We start from the raw sequence: 23027 nt of genomic DNA, 5'->3' as shown, positions 1-23027 counted from the left end.
CAAGGAGCAGAGCCGGGATGAAAATTTCAAAAAATCCCATTTCGCATGCACTCACGTCGTTCAATGATGCAGCACGGGAAACAGTCGGCACTATCGCCGCACGCAAGTCGGGGAAAATACATCACCTCCCCGCTACCATTTGGAAAAAAAAGGAATCAACGGTATCGAGCCCCCTCGATATCGCCATCGAGCGGACCCAGGAATTCTTCTTCCGCGAGCAGCTCCCTGCCGGCTACTGGTGGGCCGAGCTGGAGTCCAACGTCACCATAACCGCCGAATACATCATGCTGTTCCACTTCATGGGGCTGGTGAACCGTGAAAAAGAGCGGAAGATGGCCAACTACCTTCTCCGCCAGCAGACCACGGCGGGCTACTGGACCCTGTGGCACGGCGGCCCCGGCGACCTTTCCACCACCATCGAGGCCTACTTCGCCCTGAAGCTCGCCGGCTACCCGGCCGACCATCCGGCCATGAGCAAGGCCCGGGCGTTCATCCTGGAGCATGGCGGCATCCTCAAGGCGCGGGTCTTCACCAAGATATTCCTTGCCCTGTTCGGCGAGTTCTCCTGGCTGGGGGTTCCCTCCATGCCCATCGAGATGATGCTGCTCCCCACCGGCTTCACCTTCAACATGTACGAGTTTTCCAGTTGGTCGCGGGCAACCATCATCCCCCTCGCCATCGTCATGGCGGAGCGGCCGGTGCGCAAACTGCCCCCCTGGGCCCGGGTGCAGGAGCTCTACGTGCGCCCCCCGCGGCCCACGGACTATACCTTTACCAAGGAAGACGGCATCCTCACCTGGAAGAACATCTTCATCGGCATCGACCACGTGCTGAAGGTATACGAGGCGAGCCCCATCCGACCGGGCCGGAAAAAGGCCATGGCCATCGCCGAGAAGTGGGTGCTGGAGCACCAGGAGCCCACCGGCGACTGGGGGGGCATCCAGCCCGCCATGCTCAACTCGGTGCTGGCGCTCCACGTGCTCGGCTACGCCAACGACCATCCGGCCGTGGCCAGAGGCTTCAGGCCCTGGCCAACTTCTGCATCGAGGGTGACGACGAACTGGTCCTCCAGTCCTGCGTCTCGCCGGTATGGGATACGGCCCTGGGCCTCATGGCCATGGTCGACTCGGGAGTTCCCACCGATCACCCCTCCCTCTCCAAGGCGGCCCAGTGGCTTCTGGACCGCGAAGTCCGCAGGCCGGGCGACTGGAAGATCAAGAGCCCCGATCTGGAGCCGGGCGGCTGGGCCTTCGAGTTCATGAACGACTGGTACCCGGACGTGGACGACTCGGGCATCGTCATGATGGCCATCAAAAACGTGAAGGTAAAGGACCAGCGGGCCAAGGAGGATACCATCACCCGCGGCATTGCCTGGTGCCTGGGCATGCAGAGCAAGAACGGCGGCTGGGGGGCCTTTGACAAGGACAACACCAAGCACATCCTCAACAAGATCCCCTTTGCCGACCTGGAGGCCCTCATCGACCCCCCCACGGCAGACCTGACCGGCCGCATGCTGGAGCTCATGGGGACCTACGGCTACCCCAAGGACCACCCCGCAGGGGTCAGGGCGCTGAAGTTCATCCGCGAGACCCAGGAACCGGAGGGCCCCTGGTGGGGACGCTGGGGGGTCAACTACATCTACGGGACCTGGTCGGTCATGTCCGGCCTTGCCGCCTTTGGCGAAGACATGAGCCAGCCCTGGATCCGCAAGGCAGTGGAATGGCTCATGTCGCACCAGAACGAGGACGGCGGCTGGGGCGAATGCTGCGAGTCGTACATCGATCCCCGGTTGGCCGGCACCGGCCCCAGCACGGCGTCACAGACCGGATGGGCCTTCTCACGCTCCTTGCCGCAGGCGAGGTGGCAAGCTCGTCCGTGGTGCGGGGCGTCCAGTACCTCCTCGACACCCAGAAGCCCGACGGGACCTGGGACGAGGACGCCTTCACCGGCACGGGCTTCCCGAAGTTTTTTATGATCAAGTACCACATCTACCGGAACTGTTTCCCGCTCATGGCGCTGGGACGCTACCGGGCGCTTGCGGACAAAGGGCTCTGACAGCCTCGACAAGTAAGTGGATTACGCGTAGGGGCGGTTCACCAACCGCCCCTACATCAGTTTTGAAGGCACTATGAAGGTTTTCGTCACCGGCGCGACCGGTTTCATAGGGGCGAGCATCGTCCGGGAATTGCTGAAGGACGGCTGCCACGTGCGGGTGCTTGCCCGCCCGGGTTCCGACCGCCGAAACCTCGCGGGGCTCGACGTGGAGATCTGCGAAGGGGATCTCCGGGACCGGCAGGCGCTGGAACACGGTCTTGCCGGCTGCGAGGTTCTCTATCACGCCGCCGCCGACTACCGGCTCTGGACCCGCACGCCGGCAGCCATGTATGCGGCCAACGTGGACGGCACCCGCAACATCCTGGAGGCGGCCCTGCGGCGCGGCATCGCCAGGGTGGTCTACACCAGCAGCGTGGGGACCCTCGGCAACCCCGGCAACGGCACCCCCGGCACCGAGACGACGCCGGTCACCTTCGCCGACATGGTCGGCCACTATAAAAAGAGCAAGTTCCTGGCCGAGCGGGAAGCGGAGGCGTTCATCGCCCGGGGCCTCCCGCTGGTGATCGTGAATCCCTCCACGCCGGTGGGCCCCCACGACGTGAAACCGACCCCCACGGGCAAGATCATCGTCGACTTCCTGAACCGGAAGATGCCCGCCTACCTGGACACCGGCCTCAATATCATCGACGTGGAGGACTGTGCCCGGGGACACCTGCTGGCGGCGCGGCACGGCCGGGTCGGCGAAAAGTACATCCTGGGGCACGAGAACCTGACCCTGCGGGAGATCTTCGCCCTGCTGGCCACGCTCACGGGGATTCCGGCGCCCAGGGTGCGTCTCCCCCACGCCCCGATCCTCATGGCCGCTTACGTGAACGAGGCCCTGGCCAGGCTCACGGGTAAAGAGCCGCTCATCCCGCTGGCAGGGGTGCAGATGGCCAAAAAATTCATGTTCTTCGAATCGTCCAAGGCGACGGAGGAGCTGGGGCTCCAACGCCGTCCCGCCGTGGATGCCTGCGCAGGGCCGTGGAGTGGTTCCGCGCCAACGGGTATGCCCGGTGAACTGAGGCCGAAGGCGAAGGATTCCCTTTGCCCTCGGCCGGGAGGTAACGCATGTCCACGCTGCTCGACACAATCACCTGCCCCGCCGATCTGAAAAAGATCCCGCGGGACCAACTCCCGGCTCTGGCCGAGGAGATCCGCGCCTTTCTTCTGGAAACCGTATCCCGCACCGGTGGCCACCTGGCCTCGAACCTGGGGGTGGTCGAACTCTCCATTGCCCTCCACTACTGTTTCGACTCGCCAACGGACCGGTTCGTCTGGGACGTGGGACACCAGGCCTACACCCACAAGATCCTCACCGGCCGCCGCGACCGCTTCCACACCCAGCGCCAGTACCACGGCATCAGCGGCTTCCCCAAGCGGAGTGAATCGTCCCACGATGCCTTTGACACCGGGCACTCCTCCACCTCCATCTCGGCGGGGCTCGGCATGGCCATGGCCCGGGAGCTGCGGGGTGGAAGCAACAAGGTGGTAGCCGTCATCGGCGATGGCTCCATGACCGGCGGCATCGCCTTCGAGGCCCTCAACCAGGCGGGGCACCTGAAGAAAAACCTCATCGTCGTGCTCAACGACAACGAGATGTCCATCTCCCCCAACGTGGGGGCCTTTTCCTCCTTTGTCTCCCGCAAGCTCACGGGCAGCTACTTCCGCGAGTTGAAGAAGGAGGTCCAGGGGCTGCTGCAGAACATCCCGGCCATCGGCAAGGACATCCTCCAGTTCGCCCGCCGGGCCGAGAACTCCCTCAAGGGGTTCCTGACCCCGGGGATGCTCTTCGAGGCCCTGGGCTTCGACTACATCGGCCCCATCCAGGGCCACAACCTGCCCCAGCTTCTGGAGGTGTTCGAGAATGCCCGGGGACTGGATGGCCCGGTGGTGGTCCACGTCATGACCACCAAAGGCAAGGGGTATGCCCCGGCGGAGACGAACCCGTCCGCATTCCACGGGGTCGGCCCCTTTGACGTGGCCACCGGCAAAACCACCGGCGGCAAACCGGGGGCAGCCTCCTATACCGGCATCTTCGGGGATACCCTGGCGCAACTGGCCCGGGAAAACGGAAAAATCGTCGCCATCACCGCGGCCATGCCCGACGGCACCGGCCTTACGGGCTTCGCGAAAGAGTTCCCCGAGCGCTTCTTCGACGTGGGGATCGCGGAGCAGCACGCCGTCACCTTTGCGGCGGGGCTGGCGGCCGAAGGCTTCCGTCCCGTGACCGCCATCTACTCCACCTTCCTCCAGCGGGCCTACGACCAGGTGTTCCACGACGTCTGCCTCCAGAACCTGCCGGTCGTCTTCGCCCTGGACCGGGGGGGGGTCGTGGGCGACGACGGCCCCACCCACCACGGGGTCTTCGACCTGTCGTACCTGCGGCACCTGCCCGGCATGACCCTGATGGCGCCCAAAGACGAGAACGAACTGCGCCACATGCTCAAGACCGCCGTGTCCCACGACGGCCCCATCGCCCTGCGCTACCCCCGCGGTGCCGGCTATGGCATCCCCCTGGACCAGGAGCTCCGGGAGATTCCCATCGGCACAGGCGAAACCCTGGCGGAAGGAGACGACGTCGCCATCATTGCCATTGGCATCACGGTCCTGCCCGCCCTTGAGGCGGCACGGACCCTGGCGGAGAAAGGAATCCGGGCCATGGTGATCAACGCCCGCTTCGTCAAGCCCCTGGACCGGGACCTGATCCTCCGGGCGGCCCGCCGGACCGGCTGCATCATCACCGCTGAGGAAAACGCCCTGCAGGGAGGCTTCGGCAGCGCAGTGCTCGAACTCCTCGCCGACGAGGGGATGACCGGCGTGCGGGTGAAGCGGCTCGGCATCCCCGACCGGTTCGTGGAGCAGGGTCCCCAGCCGCAGCTCCGTGCCGACTTGGGCATCGACGCCGCCGGCATCGCCGCTGCGACCGAGGCATTCCTGGCGGCAAAGGGGGCCTCGGCGCCCGCTCTCTCGATGGTCAAATGATCCGGCTTTTCACGAGGCCCCTGGCCTCCAGCCTGCCCCGACCATGACGAAACAGACATACATGTGAAAGGAATTGCCGTTCAATGCGCTTTCCCTGGCGACTCAACTACGACCTGACCCGATACATCATCAGCAACAAGCTCAACAAGGTGGAGAAGTTTCCCCTGGTCCTCATGCTGGAGCCGACCCACCTCTGCAACCTGGCCTGCTCCGGCTGCGGCCGCATCCGCGAGTATGCCGACACCATCCAGCAGATGATGAGCCTGGAGGAATGCCTCCGCTCCGTGGACGAATGCCCGGCCCCCGTGGTCACCATCACCGGGGGCGAACCGTTCCTCTACACCCACATCTACGAACTGATCCCGGAGGTGCTCGACCGGGGCAAGCACGTCTACCTCTGCACCAACGGCCTGCTGCTGGAAAAGGCCCTGGAAAACATCAAGGTTCACCCCAACTTCTACCTGAACGTCCACATGGACGGCCTGGAAGAGACCCACGACCGGATCCTGGAACGCAAGGGGACCTTCAAGGTGGCCATCGAGGGGATTCGAAAGGCAAAGGCCATGGGGTTCCGGGTCTGCACCAACACCACCATCTTCAAGGACACGGACCTGGTGGAGATCGAAATGCTCTTCTCGCTCCTGACCGAACTAGGGGTGGACGGCATCCTCGTGGCGCCGGGCTTCGACTACGAGGCCGTGGGTGAAGACCTCTTCCTCCAGCGGCGCGAGATCCAGAAGAAGTTCGAGGAAGTCTACCGGATGAGCAAGCGGTTTCGCTTCTGGTCGACCCCCATGTACCTGCGCTTCCTCAAGGGGGAGAAACAGCTTGAGTGCACCCCCTGGGGCAATCCCACGCGCAACCCCCTGGGGTGGAAGGCGCCCTGCTACCTCATCACCGACACCCATCACCCCACCTTCCGGGAGATGATGGAAAAGACCGAGTGGGACCGCTACGGCGTGGGCAAGGATCCCCGCTGCGCCCAGTGCATGATGCACTGCGGCTTCGAGCCGACGGTGGTCTCGGAAATCGGCAAGAGCTGGAAGGATATTCTGGAAATGACGATCTGGAACATGACGTGAATCCGGCCGGCCAAAGGCCGATGAAGATTCCCAGAGATCATTGCCACACCAACGTCAAAGCCGGCACCGTTCGAAGCGGTGCCGGCTTTGACGTTGCCCATCAACACAGCCTGCTCGGCAGTCGTGGCGTCCCGATGTCTTTCAGGCAGCCGCCTCCCCTGCCGCGGCCAGCCCGGCCAGATCGTCCTCCCCGAACACCCGGTCGATGTCCAGGATCATGAGAAACGCATCGCCGTGTTTCCCCATGCCCTTCAGGAACGAGGTGTCAAGCTTCGTCCCGATACGGGGCGCAGGCTCGATGTTCCCTCCCTCCAGTTCGAACACCTCCTGCACCGAGTCGGCAAGCATCCCCAGTACCAGCGTCTCCATTGCCGTCTCCACCTCGACTACGATGATGCACGTGTCGATGCTGCGCTCGGTTTCGGGCATCCCGAACTTCTGCCGCAAGTCGATTACCGGCACTACGCTCCCGCGCAGGTTGATCACCCCGCGCATGAATCCGGGCGTCTGCGGAACCTTGGTGATGCTGCTCCATTCCAGTATCTCCCGTACCTTGGCCACGTCCACCGCAAATACTTCCCCGGCAAGGGTGAAGGTCAGGTACTGCTGCGTTTCTGTTGTGTCTGCGTGTGCCATCGCTCTCTCCTAGAATTTCTCGAACTGGTCGTCCAGGTGATCGGTGTCCAGGTTCAGATCCACCCCGCCGCCTACCGCTACTTTTCGCGGCGGCGCTGGCTCGGCATGGTAGCCGTTGGATGTGCCGTGACCCAGATGAGGGATTGCTGCCTTTTTCTTGGCAACGGGCCGACGGGCCGCACTCCGGCTCGACGCGCCACGATCATCGGTCCGGAAGAATGAAATGGTTGCCTGCAGTTGTTCGGCCTGGCTGGCCAGTTCTTCGCTGGTGGAGGCCATCTCTTCGCTGGCGCTGGCGTTCTGCTGGATCACCTGGTCAAGCTGCTGGATCGCTTTGTTGATCTGCTCAGCGCCCGTGTCCTGCTCTTTGCACGCGGCGCTGATCTCCTGCACCAGTTCCGCGGTCCGCTGGATGTCCGGCACGATCCGCGTCAGCATCTCGCCGGCTTCTTCCGCTACCTGAACGCTTGAGGCAGACAGCTCGCTGATCTCGCCCGCCGCCTTCTGGCTCCGCTCGGCAAGCTTTCTGACTTCGGCCGCTACCACGGCGAACCCTTTGCCGTGTTCGCCGGCACGGGCCGCTTCGATGGCCGCGTTCAGGGCCAGCAGGTTCGTCTGGCGGGCGATCTCTTCGATGATCGAGATCTTGGAGGCGATTTCCTTCATGGCCACGACGGTTTCGGCCACGGCCGTGCCACCCTGTTTGGCGTCGGCGGCGCTCTTGAGGGCGATCTTTTCGGTCTGGGTGGCGTTGTCGGCGTTCTGCCGGATGTTGGAGCTCATCTGTTCCATGGAGCTGGAGGCTTCTTCGGCAGCAGCAGCCTGCTCGGTGGCACCCTGGCTCATTTCCTCGGAGCTGGAGGAGAGCTCCTGGCTGCCGGCGGCCACGTTGTCCGCTGCGCTCTTCACGTCAGCTACCACTCCCTTCAGCTTCTCGACCATGTTGTGCATGGCCGCATACACGCCTGTTTCCGCCTTGCCGGTGGTATCGAAAGCGATGCGCAAATCGCCATCCGCAAGCCGGTTGGCAATATCGGAAATCGCCGTCGGCTCACCGCCAAGCTGCCTGAGGAGCACCCGCGTAATGACCAGCCCCATGACTACCGCAAGGACGATACAGGCAATCAGAGCGCCGGCGATCATGATGCGCGCCGAAGCATAGAGTTTATCGCCACGCGCGCTGGCATCTTTGGCCTCCTGCGTATTCAGCGTCTTGAGCTTGTCGATCAGGGCTCCGGCTTCGTTGTACAGTTTGCGCGAGTTTGCATTCAGGAGGGCGGCTGCTTCCTGGGCTTTATTCTGCCGGGACAGTTCGATGATCGGTTTGCCTTCATTCAGGTATTCCTGCCATTTTGTGCTGAACTCCTGAAGCATTTGCTTCTCTTCCGGCGTTGCCAGCAATGGTTCGTATTCCTTCTGGTGCTCGGCAATACTCTTGACGAGCCCTGCCATTCTCTCTTCGTACGCTTTCTGCCCGGCACTCTCCATCTCAACGATGTGCTGCAGCTCAAGACGGCGGTAGCTGGCGAAATCCAACTGCATGGCCGATATTGCGTTAAGGCTGGGGATCCAGTTCTCAGCCATGTCAGTTCCCGTCTCATTGACTCGTGACAGCTCGAATATGGAAAAGATTCCAAGAAAAGCCGCCAGGAGTACGACCACCATGAATGATACGGCCAGTTTGCTTGAAACCTTGAGGTCCTCGAACCACTTCATGCGCTGCCTCCTTGTTGGGTGTTGTTGCGGGATCCGCGTTGTTCCCGATGGCGCCGGGTGCACACGCCGTCACACCATCTCCCCTCCGGAATGGGGGAGCGAAGAAGATGAGCGGGTGCCGGGGCCGGACCATGGGCAGGCTTGGCAAGCCACACGTGGTCACATCATGGGAATGCCCCGTGTCGGCCGGGGCGTCGCACATTCTCTGTATGTTGTATTCGGATTGGAGGGATGATTTCTCTATCAGCGGATTGCGAGGTGGGATTTCGAAAAACCCCAAAGCAGGGATGGGAACGGTGCGGCTCTGGTCAGCGGAGCGGGGTGAGCCCTTCGCGAATGGCGTACTTGGTCAGTTCCGCGACACTGTAAAGATTGAGCTTTTTCATGATGCTATGGCGCTGGGTCTCGATGGTCTTGAGACTCACCCCGAAGGCAAAGGCGATCTCTTTTGTGCTTTTGCCGGCGGCAATCAGTTGCAGCACCTCCCGCTCGCGGAGGGATAGAAGGGTATGGGTCAGGAGGGAATCATCGGGAATCCGTTCCATGTAGGCCCGTATGATCATCTCGGTGATCCGGGGCCCAAGGTAGGGCTCGCCCGCGGCCACGTGGCGGATGGCCGAAACCAGTTCGTCCTGGCTGCAGTCCTTGAGCAGATAGCCTTGGGCGCCGGCCCTGAGAACATCCAGGACAAACCGCCGCTCCGACTCCATGGACAGGACAAGAACCCGGGTGCGGGAGAATTCCGCCACGATACGGCGGGTGGCCTCGATACCGTTCATGCCGGGCATCGCTATGTCCATCACCACCACGTCAGGCCGAAGTTTCCGGGTGAGCTCGATGGCCGTTGCCCCGTCGCACGCAACCCCGACGACCTCCAGATCGGAATGCTCGCTCACGAGAGCCCGCAGCCCCTCCAGCACGATCCGGTGATCATCGACCAACAGTACCCGCAGCATCACGGTGCCCCTCTCTGGGCGCCCAGCGTGGTGCTGCCACCCTCTCCCCTCAGCGGCAGACGGATGACGGTACGGGTGCCACGGCCCGGTTCCGATTGCACCGTCAGCACCCCGCCCAGGTATTCGATCTTCTGCCGGGCGTTGAAGAGGCCGAAGCCGCCGCTCTTGCCGCAGTTACGGCTCACGGAGGAAACGTCGAACCCTACGCCCCCGTCTTCAACGGTTATGGTGATGGCACCGCTCTCCGTCGTGACGGATATGGCCGCCCGCGGGGCCGAAGCATGCTTTGCAATGTTCAGCAGCAACTCCCTGACGACCTGGAAGACCGTGGAACTGACCTCATGGGAGAGTGGCTTCTCTTGCTGGTCATCGAATACCTCCACCTGCAGCCCGAAATCCTCCCGAAACTGTTCCCCCAGCCAGCAAAGGGCAGCAACCAGCCCCCCATGGGCAAGGAGCGGCGGCCGGAGCTGGCAGGTCAGCGAGCGGATATCCTGCAGGGCGCCGCTGACGAGTTGCCTGATCTCTTCCAGCACGCGGCGGTCATCCTCGGCAAGAGAGGCGCTCCTCAACGAACCGAGCTTGAGCCCCGCCAGGAAGAGATTCTGGCCCACTTGGTCATGAAGTTCGCCCGCGATGCGGCTGCGCTCCCGGTCCTCGGCAACGGCAAGCTCCACCGCAAGGGACGCTAGCTGCTCCCGGTAGATATTCAGCTCTTCCTCTAGACGCAAACGACGCGTAATGTCGAAACCGATCCCGCCCAGCAGAACGACCTCGCCCTGCTCGTCACGGATCGGGAACTCGCTCATGATCCAGTGGTGAGCACCGTCCTCGGCCTGCACCGTTTCCACGGTCTGGATGCCGGCCGCTTCCGCAATGGCCCGTTGGCCGTTCTCTTCGAACTGCCGTGCGCACGCATTCCCGTCAGCCCCTCCTGGTTGCGCTTCGGCGGGGTCCGGCGACACAAGCCGCTTCCACTGGTCATTGACATAGAGGTAGTGTCCGGCAAGGTCTTTGATAAAGGAGATCCCGGGAAGATGCTGCATGAACAGGTTGAACATGTTTTCTCGGAGCACTGACATCATCGGCTTCGTGCGCTCCTCGCGCTACCATAAATTTTACTATTGTCAACAGCGTAACTATGAAACAACACACTCCTGGCCGTAAATCATCCAAATACGAAGAGAGAAAATAGTTTCGTGCCAACGGGCGACAGACGAAAACGGGAAAACAGGGAGAGACAACGCTCCCCAGCGCCGCAAAGGCATCATTAACATCAGCCCGTTATCCCCATCACCATCTACCCCTCACCCCGGAATTCCCCTATCAGGTGCGGCGGGCCCAATGAAAGAGATCCATCGAAGCAGGTTGCGGCCTTGCCGGGCTCGACAACAAAGGGGGCGGCCGTATCCCCGGCCACCCCCTCGTTGCCCCTCAGTCAACGGTTGCGCTGAATTCCACCCGGGCGCCCCGTTCGCCCTGCTTATCGGGGCGCTTGAAGATGTCGCCGCTCTTCTGGAAGACCCGGGCCGAATCGAGCTTGCCCTGCTCCACCAGGAAAGTGCGGACCACGGCGGCCCGTTCGTCGGCAAGGGTCTTGAGCTCGGCATCGCCCACCACCGTATTGGCCAGGATCAGCTTGGTCATCTCCGCCTCGGGGAGTTCCTTCACCGTACCGATGATGGTGCGCGGCTTGGGGAACTTCTCCTTCTTGTAGACCGCCGTGAGCAACCGCTCGTACTCTTCCGGCGCCACGGCCATCGCCTCGGCCGAATCGCCCGGCTTGTTCTGCTTCTTCTTCACCATCTCCAGGAACTTCTCCGCCCGCACCTTCCGCCTCAACAACTCGGACCGGTATCCCTCGGCGTCCTTGTCCCGCTCCACGTAGCCGGCCACTTCCACCTTGATGGCGGGGCGATCGGCCAGGGCCTGGGCGATTTTTCGGAGCTTGTCCTGCTCCGCCGGGGCAAGCTCCGCCGAACCGTAGCCGAAGGAGATGACGCTCAGGTCGGCGCCGCCGCCGAAGGCGGACTGCAGGAGCGCGAAGGGGGATGTGGCCGCCTTCACCAGCAGGTTTTTCAGGATCTGGAGCACCACCCGCCAGACACTGAACTGGGGATCGTCCGTGCGGCCGGTGACCGGCAGGTCCAGGTGGATCTCACCCTTGCGATCCTTCAGCAATGCCACTGCCAGACGCACCGGCAGGCCCGTGGCCTTGTCACTCTCGATCCGGTTGCCGAAGGTAAGCTGGTCGATGAAGACCTTGTTCTCGGAATTGAGTTGCTTGTTCTGGATCGTGTACTGGAGGTCCAGGAAGAGTTTCCCCTTGTCCACGGCATACCCCAGGTAGGTGCCGGAGTAAGGGGTCATGGGCGAGAGCTCGATGTCGGTGAACCGCACCTTGATGTCGGCGTAGAGATCGTCGCGCAGGGGGTTGATCCTGCCGGTGATGCTGATCGGGGAGTGATTCTCCAGGTTCCCCCGCAGGTCCACGTCGGCAAATTTGCTCTCCTCCGACGTGAGGCCGCTCACCCGGCCGCCCAGGTTGTAGAAGGTGGTGGCGTAGGGTTTCGGCATGTGCCTGTCGCTGAAGTCGAGGGTCCCCGCCTGCATGGTGACCGCACCGATGGTGATGGCCCGCTGCCGGGCCGGCGTCTCCGGAGCCGGAGCCGGCTGCGCCGCTGCCGCGACGGCTTCCGGCTTTGCCGCCCCCTCAGCCGGTTCCGGTGCGGGGGTGAAGAGTTTCTGGAGGTTGAGGCGGCCATCCGGATCGATGACGATCTTGGAGTAGAACTGGTTGAGGGCCACCTCGCGGATGTCGAGGGTGAAGGGGTCGATGCTCCCCTTGACCTTGTCGAGCTGGAGGCTTTCCCAGCGGAGCAGGTCTTCGCCGTCACCGTCCAGCAGGTAGAAAGAGCGGACCCCCAGCCCGCCGGCGAAGCTCCCGGTCAGCTTGCCGCCGCTGCGGGCAAGGCTGACCGCCATGGCGGTGTCGAGGGTGCCGTCGGCCAGGATGGCGAGAAGATTCTTTGGCAGATAGTAATCGAAATCGGTCAGGGGAAGCTGCCTGATGGTCACGTTGCCGTTGAGGGCGAGGGGCTCGGGCCGGACCCTGCCCGTTGTCCTGAGTTCGCCCTCCTTGCCGTAACGGGCGGCAAAGCGGAAGGGTATCTGGCCGAATTTCGGACCGGTGAGGTTTTCCACTCCCGCCGCGATCCTCCGCAGGGTAAAGGTGGGACGATCCTCGATGGTGCCGTCGGTGAACGAGGCAGTGAGGCCCGCAAGGCTCACCGCACCGATGCGATAGCGGAACGGAGCGGCAGTGCCTTCCTTCGGCCGGGCCGCCGGCCGGGTCTGCGCCGGCCCGGGCCGCCGCACCAGCGTGAGGGGAGACCACTCTCCCTTCCCGTTGCGGGAGAACCGGACCTCACCGTCACGCAGCCGCACCGCGCCCACCGTCAGGGTGGCGTCCTTCTGCACGAACGCGATATTCTCACCGGCCACCTCGGCCAGACGGGCTCCATCCTTGCCCTCGAAAGGCACCCTGAGCGAGGCGAGGCGGATGCGTCCCTTGTCCACCCGGACTCCGTCGGGCGTGCTGAAGCCGATATCCGCGCCCGCGTCGAGCTTCCCCGTCACCGGGGCCGTCAGGTAGGGGCTCAGATAGGGATAGTAGGCCCCCAGGTCGATGCCGGCCACCTGGACGGTGCCGGTCAGCGCCAGCGGGTCGGGGGTGACGCGCCCCTCCACCCGCGCCTCTTCTCCCCGGCCGGTGGCAAGAGAGAGCGTGCAGTCGGCAGCCGTGCCCGGCGCGGTGGAGAAACCCTTGACGGTCATGGCGATCTTTTCCACCCGGGCGGCAAAGCCGCCGGCGGGAAGGCGGTCGTCCAGGTGCACCGCACCGTCTGCCAGACGGAACTCGGCCACGGACACGAGCGGCTTGCGGCCCGGCGGCGCAGGCTTTTCCGCGGCGGCCGGTACCGCCTTCTTTTTCCCGGCCAGGCGCTGCAGGTTCCATGTCCCTGCTGCGTCCCGCGCCAGATGGATCTCGGGACGCTCCAGGGTCACCAGCGACAGGGGAAACTCCCCGGCCAGCACCCGGGCGCGGTTCAGGCGGGCCTCCAGCCCGGCCAGGGCCAGGAGCGGCACATCGCCGTGCTCGGCGACCTTGACCCCGACCAGCCGCGCCGAGCCCGAAACCATCAGGTCCGGATCTTTTCCCTCGGCAACCCGGTAGGTGATGCCGAGGGTGGTGGACAGGGTTCCGTCCTGCACCAGAATCGGCAGTTCGGCCGGGATATAGGATGCAAAGCGCTTGATGGCCAGGTCGCGCAGGTCCACGTTGAGATCGTACTCGGCCGCCTTGGCAAAGGGGCGCAGCTTTCCCTCGGCCCGCACCGGGGCATCATTGACCAGGGCGCTGAAGCGGGGGGTTATGTAGCGGTCGGCAAAATAGGGGATAGTGCTGAGAAACGGAATGCCCAGATCGAGCCGCCGCACTTCGTGGCGCCGCATGATCCGCTCCCCCTGGTCCAGAAAATCAAGGGAGCCGTTGGCGATGGTGATATTGTTGAGGGAAACGCGGGGCAGCCCCTCGTCCTTCTTGGGCTCGGCCTTCTTTTTCCCGAGCAGGTCGGAGAAGTTGTAGGTGTTGGGCCCCACGCGCACGAGCCGGACATGGGGGGACGAAAGCCGGGCTTCGCGGACCACGGGAGCCATCCGGAAGATCGAGGCGGGGCTCACCTGGACCCGCGCGCTGCTGAAAGAGGCGAAGACCGTGGTCTTGTCGGGCTCGGTAAAGCTGACATCGCGCACCTCCACCGTCCAGGTGAACGGGTTGATGGAAACGTCTCCCACTAGGAGCTTTCGGCCGGTGGCCGCCTCTACTCCCTCCATGGCCCGTGTTTTCACGATTCCAGGCAGGATGAGGCCGATGAAGCCGATCAGAAGGATACTGCATGCGCCTGCGCCGATTGCCACCTTGTGCCACAGTTTCATGAGCTGTTCACACCCCTTTGAAGTCACCGCATACTGATAATTGTGGCAGAAAGCTCTGCCATGTCAAAAGCCGCACCGCACCGCCCTCCCGTTACCCGTCAGCCTGCACGCCCGGCGTATTCCGGAAGATGAGCTTTGCCGTGGGCGTGGCATCGTCGGGAAATTCTGCGTGGTAGAGAACGGTCCCCGGGAAGGGGGCGAACAGCCGCGCCAGTTCGCCGGGCTGCAGCAGATACTCCTTTTTGTGGGGCACCGGCGCCGTGGGCGACTGGAGGATGGTGTCGAAGATGAGCATCCCGCCCGGCGCAAGGGACGCCACCTCGTGGGGAATCAAGTCCCGAAGGAGGAAATTGAAGTTGATGATCAGATCGTAGGTTCCGGTGATCCGATACCCCTCAAGATCCGTCAGCCGAAAATCGATGGAGAGCCGCTCCCGCCCCGCCCAGCGCCGGGCCTTGTCCAGCCCCACGGGTGAGATATCGAGGCCGGTGACGGCAAACCCGTGCCGGGCCAGGAAGATGCTGTTCCGCCCCTCGCCGCAGGCGATGTCCAGGGCACGCCGGCCGGGACAGAGCCGCTTCAGTTCATCGATCCACTCGGCAAGAAGCCGCGACGGCCGCTCCCCCAGCAGACACTCATCCGAAAGGTAGCGCTGGTCCCACCGCTCCTGCTCTTCACCCATTCCGCCCCTCCCCTGACCACCGTCTGCCCCGGGATGCCGTTCCGGGACAGGCGCGATTCATGTCCTACCAAGCACAACTACCATACCTTGAGGCATAAAAAAAGCCCGCCTCCTCTCGGGGGCGGGCCGTCCGCACGGTCATGCGGCACACGTTCCATCAGGCCGAGGCCAGCCGGCCGTCCCTGATCTCCACCACCATCTGGGCCTGGCGGGCGATCTCCGGGTTGTGGGTAACGATCACCACCGTCTTCCCCTGACGGTGGAGCTCAGCCACGGCCGCCAGCACCTCGGCCTCTGCGGCCGAATCCAGGTTGCCCGTGGGCTCGTCCATGAGGAGGATGTCGGGGTCGTTGGCCAAGGCACGGGCAATGGCCACGCGCTGCTGCTGCCCCCCGGAGAGCTGGCGGGGCAGCGCGCCCAGCTTCTCCTCGAGCCCCACCAGTTCCAGCAATTCCCGGGCTCGTTCCTTTTGCCGCTTTTCCGGGATGCCCGCAAACATCATGGCCGCCGCCACGTTCTCCTCGGCCGTGAGGCTGCCCAACAGGTTGAAGAACTGAAACACGAAGCCGATCTTTTCGGCCCGCAACCGCGCCAGGTCACTGTTGGCAAGACCGGTCAGCTCGATGCCGTCCACGGCCACCTGGCCGGCCGAGGGTCGATCGAGCCCTCCCACCAGGTGCATGAGGGTGCTCTTGCCGTGCCCCGAAGGCCCCACGATAGCGCAGAACGCGCCGCGCGGGATCTCCAGGCTCACCCCTCGCAGGGCATGGGTGGTGACCTGGCCGGAGCCGTACGTTTTGGTCAGGTTTTCCGTCCGGATGATTGCGTCACTCATGCTGATCGCCTCCACTGGGGTGAGCCGCGCGGCGCGCCACGCGGGATAGAGTCCGGCCACCAGGCAACCGCCACCGAGAAGGCCACGGAGCCGACCATGAGCTTCGGGTCCAGGACCGCCGCAGGGTCATTGCCCTTCACAAAGGCCAGGAAGGCATTCTGATTTACCATGGGTCCGACCAGGACCGACGCCGCCAGGCCGCCCGCGACGCCGCAGATGCCGCCCAGGAGGCCGTAGAATCCGGACTCCATGAGAAAAATGGCGAATATTTCCCTGCGCCGCGCCCCGATGGCCTGGAGGATGCCGATCTCGCGCCGCCGCTCGTACGTTGCGGTCATCATGGTATTGACGATGCCGAAAGCCGCGGCCAGCACCGATATCGCGGCGATCAACTGGAGCGTCACGTTCACCGTGCCGATGATGCCCAGGACCGACTTGAGCATCTGCTTGTCCGACACGACCCCCGCGTTCACCGTTTCCTTGATCTTCATGATGTAGTCGTCGGTCCGGGAGAGGTCGTCCACCTTCACCGCCACGAACGACGCCTTGTCGGGGGCCTTGAAGAGCTCCTGGGTCACGGAGAGGGCCAGGAACAGGGTGGTGTCATCCTTGCTGCCGGTCTCCTTCAGCACGCCTTTTACCGGCAGCCGCGTCCCGCGGATGGTCACCTCGTCGCCGGGCTTGAGGCCGAAGGATTCAGCCGCGGCCGCGCCGACCACGACGACCCGCTCGTCGTTGTTCGCGAAATACTCTCCGCTGCGCACCTCCCACCCCTTGAACGGCTTCATGGCGTCGGGAAGAACGCCGGCCACCCCCACGGGACGATTCCGGATGGCGGTCTTCTCGGTCAGGACCGGCACCGCCGTGAGCCCCTGGATGGCGGCGACCCGGCCCACCTCCTCCATGGTGATGGTTGAGGGAAGCTGCTCGCCGGTGAGAATCGATACCTGCTCATAGGCGCACGACCCTTTGGGGGTCACCACCAGGTTCGCCCCCAGGGCGGCCGCCTCGCGCCGCACCTCCTCCTTGAGCCCGCCCCCCAGGGCCAGAAATGCCACAAAGGAGGCGATGCCGATGGTGATGCCCAGGAGGGTGAACACGAACCTCCCCCGCCGGCGGGTGATGTTCTTAACCACCAGTTTCGTGATGTTCATCTACCCTCCGATCTTGTGGTTCTTCACCACCTTCATCTTTTCGGCCACAAAGATGAGACCGCCCGGCTCGGTCCGGAAGCTGCCGGTCACCCGCACCTCGTCGCCCAGGGCGGGAACCGTTCCGTTGGCGCGGATCGGGATGAAAATCTTGTTACAGCCCGGCGTGGTGCAGGCCAGTTCCTTCAGATCCATGATGCCGAAGACGGTCCGGTCCTCCTGCGACGTCCCCCCCATGACCCCGGCGATGGTGATGGTGCCCGTATAGGCCGTGGGGTCCGAGGCCACGTCGTTCACGTTGAATATCTGCTCGTTGCAGCCGGTGAGGGTAAGGGCACCCAGCGCCAGTACGAGCATCGTCACAGCCATAAGCATGTTCTTGCGCATTTTCTGATCTCCTTGAATGGACATGAAAGTCGGACGCACCATGGCGCCCCGGACGCGCCACCGCCCCGAACCGTGCGCGAACGAACGGACGAAACGACGGACGGCGGCCCGGCGATAGTACTGACGGCACTACCAGAGAAGGGAGGAAATCAGACCGATTCGGGGGGATACTCTATGGGGGGCGCAACGGGAGACGGCGGCAGGGAGCGCACGGCAACGGCGCCGCAGCATCCCTCTGTATGGGGAATCGAAGGAATGTGCCGCGTCGGCTCGTCGGCCACAAGGCACGACGGGCAGGCGCACGCGGCATCGGAGCAGGGCACCGGCATGGTGTCCCGGTCCGTGTCCTGCTCCTGGGGCTGCACGGGGCAGCACGTATCCGCAATCGGCATGTCCGTGGCGAACACGCTGCTCTCGGCAATGCCGGAACAGACGAGCAAGGCCGCCACAAGGATGAGGAGAGAGACGATGCGAATAATTCCCGAACACATGGCTTAACTTTATGAAGTTCGCGGTGTCCTTGTCAACCCGAAAACGCCGCGGCCGCGTGCCCGTCAAAGATGCAAACCTTGACCCACGTCAAGGAGATCAGCCTGCCGCTGGGATATCAAAGAAACACGCACCATTGAAAACCGGCGGATCGCGGCTATAGTTACCCAGTACCGATCCGTTGAACACAACCAACTACCAAGGAGGAAACACAAATGGGAATGTTCTGTAACCAGTGCGAACAAGCCGCCAAGGGCGTCGGCTGCGAGATCATGGGAGTCTGCGGGAAAAATCCCGAAGTCGCGGCGTTGCAGGATCTGATGCTCTACGGGCTCAAGGGGCTCGCCATTTACGCGGACAAGGCCCGCGAGCTGGGCGCCAGGGACGAGGCCATCGACCTCTTCATGATCGAGGGGCTCTTCACCACCGTCACCAACGTGGACTTCGATCCGGTCAGCCTCGCGGGCAAGCTCCGCACCTGCTACGACATGAAGGAAAAGGCCAAGTCCCTCTATGAGACCGCCTACCGCGAGAAGAACGGCGGCCACGCCCCGGCGGTCGCTGACGGTCCCGCCGCCTGGGTCATCGCCGGCGATCTCGAAGGGCTCGTGAAGCAGGGACTCGAGCACGGCATCAACACCCACCATACCGACGCCGACGTGCGCTCCGCCATCGAGATCCTCATCTACGGCCTCAAGGGAATGGCGGCCTACGCCGACCACGCCTACATCCTCGGCAAGAAGAACGAAGAGGTCTTCGCCTTCTTCCACAAGGCCATGGCAGCCACCGCCGACCCCGCCAAGGGGCTCATGGACTTCGTCGGACTCTCCATGGAGTGCGGCAAGCTCAACATCACGGTAATGGGCATGCTGAACGAGGGGCACGTGGATAACTACGGCCATCCGGTCCCCACCAAGGTGCCCACCGGCACCCGGAGGAACAAGGGGATTCTCGTGTCGGGCCACGACCTGCGCATGCTCGAAGAACTCCTCAAGCAGACCGCCGGCAAGGGGATCGACATCTACACCCACGGCGAGATGCTCCCGGCACACGGTTATCCGGGCCTGAAGCAGAAGTATCCGCACCTCTACGGCAACTTCGGCGGCGCCTGGCAGGATCAGGCCAGGGAATTCCCCCACTTCCCCGGCGCCATCATCTTCAACACCAACTGCATCCAGCGGCCGGCCGACTCCTACAAGGACCGCCTCTTCTCCTGGGGCCAGGTGGGATGGCCCGGCGTAAAGCACATCTCCGGCTGGGACTTCTCCGAGGTCGTCAACAAGGCACTTGAGTGCCCCGAGCTGGCGGATGCGCCGGAGAAGGAAATCCTCACCGGCTTCGGCCACAACGCCGTCCTCGGCGTTGCCGACAAGGTCATCGAAGGAGTGAAGGCAGGCGCCATCAAGCACTTCTTCCTCATCGGCGGCTGCGACGGCGCCAAGCCGGGCCGCAACTACTACACCGAACTGGCCGAGAAGGTGCCCCAGGACTGCGTCATTCTGACCCTGGCCTGCGGCAAGTACCGCTTCAACAAGCTCGAGTTCGGCGACATCGGCGGCATTCCGCGGCTCTTGGACATCGGCCAGTGCAACGATGCCTACTCGGCTCTCCAGATCGCCCTGGCTCTGGCCAACGCCTTCAACTGCGGCGTGAACGATCTGCCCCTGTCCATGATCCTCTCCTGGTACGAGCAGAAGGCGGTGGTCATCCTCCTGTCGCTGCTCCACCTGGGGATCAGGAACATCAAGATCGGCCCCAGCCTCCCGGCCTTTGTCACCCCGAACGTCCTCAACTTCCTGGTTGAGAACTTCAACCTGGGCCCCATCACCACGGTGGAAGCCGACCTCAAGGCAGCCCTGGGTCAGTAGCACCGTCACGAATCACCAGCAGAAAAGGCGCGGAGCCCGCTCTCCGCGCCTTTTTCCTTTTGTCCCCCTAATTCACACACAAAACAATATAAAAAATCTTTCATAAAAAACCCTCAAGGCATTGCAAGCCGTGCCGATAAGTATGCATAAACCGTTGGAGAATGCACGGCTCCCCCTTCCCGGACCATCAGAGCAGGCTCAAAACGACTCCACGGGATACGATCGGGAGGCTTGCCATGAAACTCAGCACGAAAATTTCCCTCATCTGCGCATCTCTTCTCGCCGTATCGGTAGTAATCACCAGTGTCGTCGTTATGTCGATCCTTCACCGGGACATGTCGAAACTGGCAACGGAGTCCCAGGAAAGCCGGATGAAGACCTTCTGGGAGCTGCTCGAGCACAAGGGCAAGGAGTGGACCGTGGTGGGCGGTACCCTGAAGGTTGGCGACTACGGGGTCAGCGGCAACTTCGAGCTCCCCGACAAACTGAAAGAGCTGTGCGGAGGAACGGCAACCATCTTCATGGGAGACAAGCGGGTTTCCACGAACGTGCTCAAGGCCGATGGAAGCAGGGCCGTCGGGACGGCCCTGCAGGGGCCGGCCCATGATGCCATCTTCAAGGAAGGGAAGCCGTACCGGGGAAAGGCGGAAATCCTCGGCACCCCCTATTTCACGGCCTATGATCCCATCAAGGATGCCAGCGGCAAGACCATCGGCGTACTCTACGTCGGTGTCAAGGAAAGTGAGTTCATGAGTTCCTTCAACCGCCTCGCCTGGATTGTCGGCGGCCTGGTATTCATATTCATCGCCCTGTCGGCGGCATTGATCAAAATCCTTGTCACGCGCTCCCTGGCACGACTTGAGCAGGCGGTGGAGGTCCTTGCCCAGGCGGCTGGCGGCAATCTCGGCGTACGGTTGCAAAAGGGAGGCGGAAAGGATGAAATCGACCTTCTGACCGGCTCGGTCAACACGATGCTCGAAGGGATGGGCGCCACCCTGGTACACGTCATTGCCGCATCGAACCAGGTGGCCGCTGCCGCCGGTCAGTTGCAGGGAGTGGCGATCCAGATCGCCACCGGGGCGGAAGAGGTGGCGTCACAGGCCGGTACCGTGGCAACGGCCAGTGAGGAGATGGCTGCCACGTCCCTCGAAATCGCCCACAACTGCGCCCTGGCGGCCGGAAGTGCCGGCAAGGCCAATGGATCCGCCGATTCCGGCGCGTCCGTGGTCATGGCAACGGTTGAAGCAATGGACGCCATATACGGCCAGGTCCGGGATGTGGCCCAGAGCGTGGCGAACCTCGGCACCCGAAGCGACCAGATAGGAGAGATCGTGGGAACCATCGAGGACATTGCCGACCAGACCAATCTCCTTGCGCTGAACGCCGCCATCGAGGCGGCCCGGGCCGGTGAGCAGGGGCGCGGGTTTGCCGTGGTGGCCGACGAGGTTCGCGCCCTGGCGGAAAGGACAACCAGGGCCACCAAAGAGATCAGCCAGATGATCAAGTCCATCCAGCAGGAGACTTCGGCGGCAGTGTCGTCCATGAACCACGGTGTCACCATAGTGCAGGACAGTACCCAGAAGGCGGGCGAGTCGGGAGCCGTCCTTGCCGAGATCAAGGCCCAGATCGATTCCGTCGCCCAGCAGGTGAGCCAGATCGCCACCGCGGCCGAACAGCAGACCGCAACCACGACGGAGATCAGCAACAACATCCACGCGATAACCCAGGTGGTGGGAGAAACGGCCAGGGAAGCCCAGGAATCAGCCGAGGCGGCAAACCGCCTCCGGGCGCTTTCCGAAGAGCTCAAACAGATGGTGGGCCATTTCCGCATGGGTTGATCATCCTCATCGACAACCATGGAAGACAAAGGCGTGGAGATTGTCCTCCACGCCTTTTCTTCGCCCGCTGCGGTGCGGCGTTGAACCGACACCTGATACTTCCCGTCGTGGACGATCTCATCCAGGGGCTTGCGTTCCGCCTCCGGCACCGTCCGGAGCTTTCCGGGCTCCCCAGGCCGGCCGGGACGTGTATTGGCGCTTCTCCATGCCCTGGCTGGCTCAAGCGTCTCCAGTCCTTGGCCTCTATTCTCCGTTGAGAGTTTGCCTGCGAACTGCAACGCCATCAACTGTTATCGCGCAATCCGTCATCACCACAGAGCTGCCCGGATGGCTTACCCGCCCGAACTCCCGGCAGACATCCTCGGCCCTCTCCCCCTCAGCCCCGTGGACTGATCCCGGTTGCCTTCCCGGTGCTTCCTCCCTGTCTCTTACTTTCCAGGAGTCCTCTCCACCAGCGTTGCCGTCACGCTCCCCACCGTGACCCTGGTTCGCGCCCGCACCGGAATGCGCCGCTCATCATCGGTGAGCCAGATGTGCACCGTCCCCTTTCCCTCGAACACACCCTCCGAATAGACCAGTGGCTGGATGACGATGGTTTCCACTTCGCCGAGCACGGTTTTGAGCTTTTCCTTGCGCAGGACCCGCACCTCGATAAGTCGCTGGCGCTTGCTGTCAAGGATATTCAGGTGGTGGGACGTGCCCACCTCAAGGGGCAGGTAGCGCACGTAGTAAAAACTGCCGTACACGTCGATGGTGTCGAGCGGAATAGGGATATTCACCTTTTCTCCGGTTTTGTGATCGGTAAACCGGGCCACTCCGCGCTCCTGTTCGAACACGATCTCCCGGTCCCGCCGCCGGTTCCCCTCCCGGGTCTGGAGCCGGTAGTGGCGGGCCAGGCCGGGGAAGGGCGCCCGATGCCGGTCGTAGCTGCTCACGATCCGGTCCTCCACGGGGAAAAAGACCGACAACCAGTCGTTGGACCGGGCCGTGGAGACGATTGTGCGGACATCCCCCTCATCCGCAACCTCCTGGGTGGCCGTGCCGACCGGGACGCCGGCCCACGACAACTCGTACACGAGCTTTTCGGGAACCTTCGGCGCTGCCCCGGCCACCGAGCCCACACACAGAACCACGACTGCCGCGGCAAGGACAGCATGAACCCTCATTCCCCAACCACTGTAACGCATTAACGGTCCCCCCCTCTTCGGCCGGCATCAGCGGGCCGGATCGCTCCTGCCCGCCCATGGCATTCAAGTATCCCACAATAAGACGTCGACTCAACCCCTTGACTCCGTTCCGGGCAAGGGCAC

Annotated in this window: 14 protein-coding genes and 3 pseudogenes; 6 read left to right on the top strand and 11 right to left on the bottom strand. The window is 63.3% G+C overall.

The genetic code is table 11. The annotated features are described in order from the left end of the window. Window positions 1-17: 17 nt before the first annotated feature. The 4 genes and pseudogenes from A2G06_03595 to A2G06_03580 all read left to right on the top strand — a co-directional run bounded on the left by A2G06_03595 (window position 18) and on the right by A2G06_03580 (window position 6161). Window positions 18-2055: pseudogene (locus A2G06_03595) on the top strand (squalene-hopene cyclase). 73 nt (window positions 2056-2128) lie between these two features. Further along, window positions 2129-3114: pseudogene (locus tag A2G06_03590) on the top strand (NAD-dependent dehydratase). A gap of 51 nt (window positions 3115-3165) precedes the next feature. Next, entirely contained in the window at window positions 3166-5079 is a 1914-nt protein-coding gene (locus A2G06_03585; GenBank protein ID ANA39600.1) for a 1-deoxy-D-xylulose-5-phosphate synthase, read from the top strand. An 83-nt stretch (window positions 5080-5162) separates the two neighbouring features. Next, complete coding sequence (locus A2G06_03580) at window positions 5163-6161, top strand: hopanoid biosynthesis associated radical SAM protein HpnH (protein ANA39599.1); 999 nt, start codon at window positions 5163-5165, stop codon at window positions 6159-6161. A 141-nt stretch (window positions 6162-6302) separates the two neighbouring features. Here the strand turns inward: A2G06_03580 and A2G06_03575 are convergent, their stop codons facing one another. From A2G06_03575 to A2G06_03530, 10 genes and pseudogenes are all read right to left on the bottom strand, one after another. Then, window positions 6303-6797, bottom strand: a complete 495-nt coding sequence (locus A2G06_03575; GenBank protein ID ANA39598.1) for a chemotaxis protein CheW — start codon at window positions 6795-6797, stop codon at window positions 6303-6305. Window positions 6798-6806: 9 nt separating this feature from the next. Further along, window positions 6807-8513: a chemotaxis protein gene (locus A2G06_03570; protein ANA39597.1), complete on the bottom strand. Its 1707-nt coding sequence runs from the start codon at window positions 8511-8513 to the stop codon at window positions 6807-6809. Window positions 8514-8821: 308 nt separating this feature from the next. Continuing rightward, complete coding sequence (locus A2G06_03565) at window positions 8822-9469, bottom strand: DNA-binding response regulator (GenBank protein ANA39596.1); 648 nt, start codon at window positions 9467-9469, stop codon at window positions 8822-8824. Continuing rightward, window positions 9469-10554: a two-component sensor histidine kinase gene (locus tag A2G06_03560; GenBank protein ANA39595.1), complete on the bottom strand. Its 1086-nt coding sequence runs from the start codon at window positions 10552-10554 to the stop codon at window positions 9469-9471. Before A2G06_03560 ends, A2G06_03565 begins: the two co-directional genes overlap by 1 nt. Before the next feature lie 349 nt (window positions 10555-10903). Next, window positions 10904-14467, bottom strand: coding sequence for a flagellar motor protein MotB (locus tag A2G06_03555; GenBank protein ANA39594.1), 3564 nt, complete (start codon window positions 14465-14467; stop codon window positions 10904-10906). 91 nt (window positions 14468-14558) lie between these two features. Then, window positions 14559-15149, bottom strand: a complete 591-nt coding sequence (locus A2G06_03550) for an SAM-dependent methyltransferase (protein ID ANA39593.1) — start codon at window positions 15147-15149, stop codon at window positions 14559-14561. Between the two features lie 157 nt (window positions 15150-15306). Next, a complete protein-coding gene (locus tag A2G06_03545) occupies window positions 15307-15984 on the bottom strand; it encodes an ABC transporter ATP-binding protein (protein ID ANA41585.1) in 678 nt (225 codons plus the stop codon). Then, window positions 15985-17138: pseudogene (locus A2G06_03540) on the bottom strand (ABC transporter permease). Beyond that, window positions 17139-17522, bottom strand: coding sequence for a hypothetical protein (locus tag A2G06_03535; GenBank protein ANA39592.1), 384 nt, complete (start codon window positions 17520-17522; stop codon window positions 17139-17141). A 149-nt stretch (window positions 17523-17671) separates the two neighbouring features. After that, complete coding sequence (locus tag A2G06_03530) at window positions 17672-18013, bottom strand: hypothetical protein (protein ID ANA39591.1); 342 nt, start codon at window positions 18011-18013, stop codon at window positions 17672-17674. Window positions 18014-18226: 213 nt separating this feature from the next. Here A2G06_03530 and A2G06_03525 point away from each other — a divergent pair, with 213 nt between their 5' ends. Beyond that, window positions 18227-19879 carry a hydroxylamine reductase gene (locus A2G06_03525; protein ANA39590.1) on the top strand — a complete coding sequence of 551 codons (1653 nt, stop codon included), beginning with the start codon at window positions 18227-18229 and terminating at the stop codon, window positions 19877-19879. Window positions 19880-20115: 236 nt separating this feature from the next. After that, window positions 20116-21717 (top strand): chemotaxis protein, encoded by a 1602-nt coding sequence (locus tag A2G06_03520; GenBank protein ANA39589.1) that lies wholly within the window; start codon window positions 20116-20118, stop codon window positions 21715-21717. Between the two features lie 428 nt (window positions 21718-22145). Here the strand turns inward: A2G06_03520 and A2G06_03515 are convergent, their stop codons facing one another. Next, window positions 22146-22883: a hypothetical protein gene (locus tag A2G06_03515; protein ANA39588.1), complete on the bottom strand. Its 738-nt coding sequence runs from the start codon at window positions 22881-22883 to the stop codon at window positions 22146-22148. Window positions 22884-23027 lie beyond the last annotated feature (144 nt).

Source organism: Geobacter anodireducens, from assembly GCA_001628815.1.
GTDB lineage: Bacteria > Desulfobacterota > Desulfuromonadia > Geobacterales > Geobacteraceae > Geobacter > Geobacter anodireducens.
The sequence above is the reverse complement of the archived record's forward strand: the minus strand, read 5'-3'. Positions and strand labels throughout refer to the sequence as shown.

What these genes read in the sequence shown, in the direction of transcription:
- A2G06_03515 (ANA39588.1), bottom strand. Translation starts at nt 22,883, where the DNA reads ATGAGGGTTCATGCTGTCCTTGCCGCGGCAGTCGTGGTTCTGTGTGTG.
- A2G06_03560 (ANA39595.1), bottom strand. Translation starts at nt 10,554, where the DNA reads ATGATGTCAGTGCTCCGAGAAAACATGTTCAACCTGTTCATGCAGCAT.
- A2G06_03550 (ANA39593.1), bottom strand. Translation starts at nt 15,149, where the DNA reads ATGGGTGAAGAGCAGGAGCGGTGGGACCAGCGCTACCTTTCGGATGAG.
- A2G06_03535 (ANA39592.1), bottom strand. Translation starts at nt 17,522, where the DNA reads ATGCGCAAGAACATGCTTATGGCTGTGACGATGCTCGTACTGGCGCTG.
- A2G06_03565 (ANA39596.1), bottom strand. Translation starts at nt 9,469, where the DNA reads ATGCTGCGGGTACTGTTGGTCGATGATCACCGGATCGTGCTGGAGGGG.
- A2G06_03545 (ANA41585.1), bottom strand. Translation starts at nt 15,984, where the DNA reads ATGAGTGACGCAATCATCCGGACGGAAAACCTGACCAAAACGTACGGC.
- A2G06_03530 (ANA39591.1), bottom strand. Translation starts at nt 18,013, where the DNA reads ATGTGTTCGGGAATTATTCGCATCGTCTCTCTCCTCATCCTTGTGGCG.
- A2G06_03570 (ANA39597.1), bottom strand. Translation starts at nt 8,513, where the DNA reads ATGAAGTGGTTCGAGGACCTCAAGGTTTCAAGCAAACTGGCCGTATCA.
- A2G06_03580 (ANA39599.1), top strand. Translation starts at nt 5,163, where the DNA reads ATGCGCTTTCCCTGGCGACTCAACTACGACCTGACCCGATACATCATC.
- A2G06_03525 (ANA39590.1), top strand. Translation starts at nt 18,227, where the DNA reads ATGGGAATGTTCTGTAACCAGTGCGAACAAGCCGCCAAGGGCGTCGGC.
- A2G06_03585 (ANA39600.1), top strand. Translation starts at nt 3,166, where the DNA reads ATGTCCACGCTGCTCGACACAATCACCTGCCCCGCCGATCTGAAAAAG.
- A2G06_03575 (ANA39598.1), bottom strand. Translation starts at nt 6,797, where the DNA reads ATGGCACACGCAGACACAACAGAAACGCAGCAGTACCTGACCTTCACC.
- A2G06_03520 (ANA39589.1), top strand. Translation starts at nt 20,116, where the DNA reads ATGAAACTCAGCACGAAAATTTCCCTCATCTGCGCATCTCTTCTCGCC.
- A2G06_03555 (ANA39594.1), bottom strand. Translation starts at nt 14,467, where the DNA reads ATGAAACTGTGGCACAAGGTGGCAATCGGCGCAGGCGCATGCAGTATC.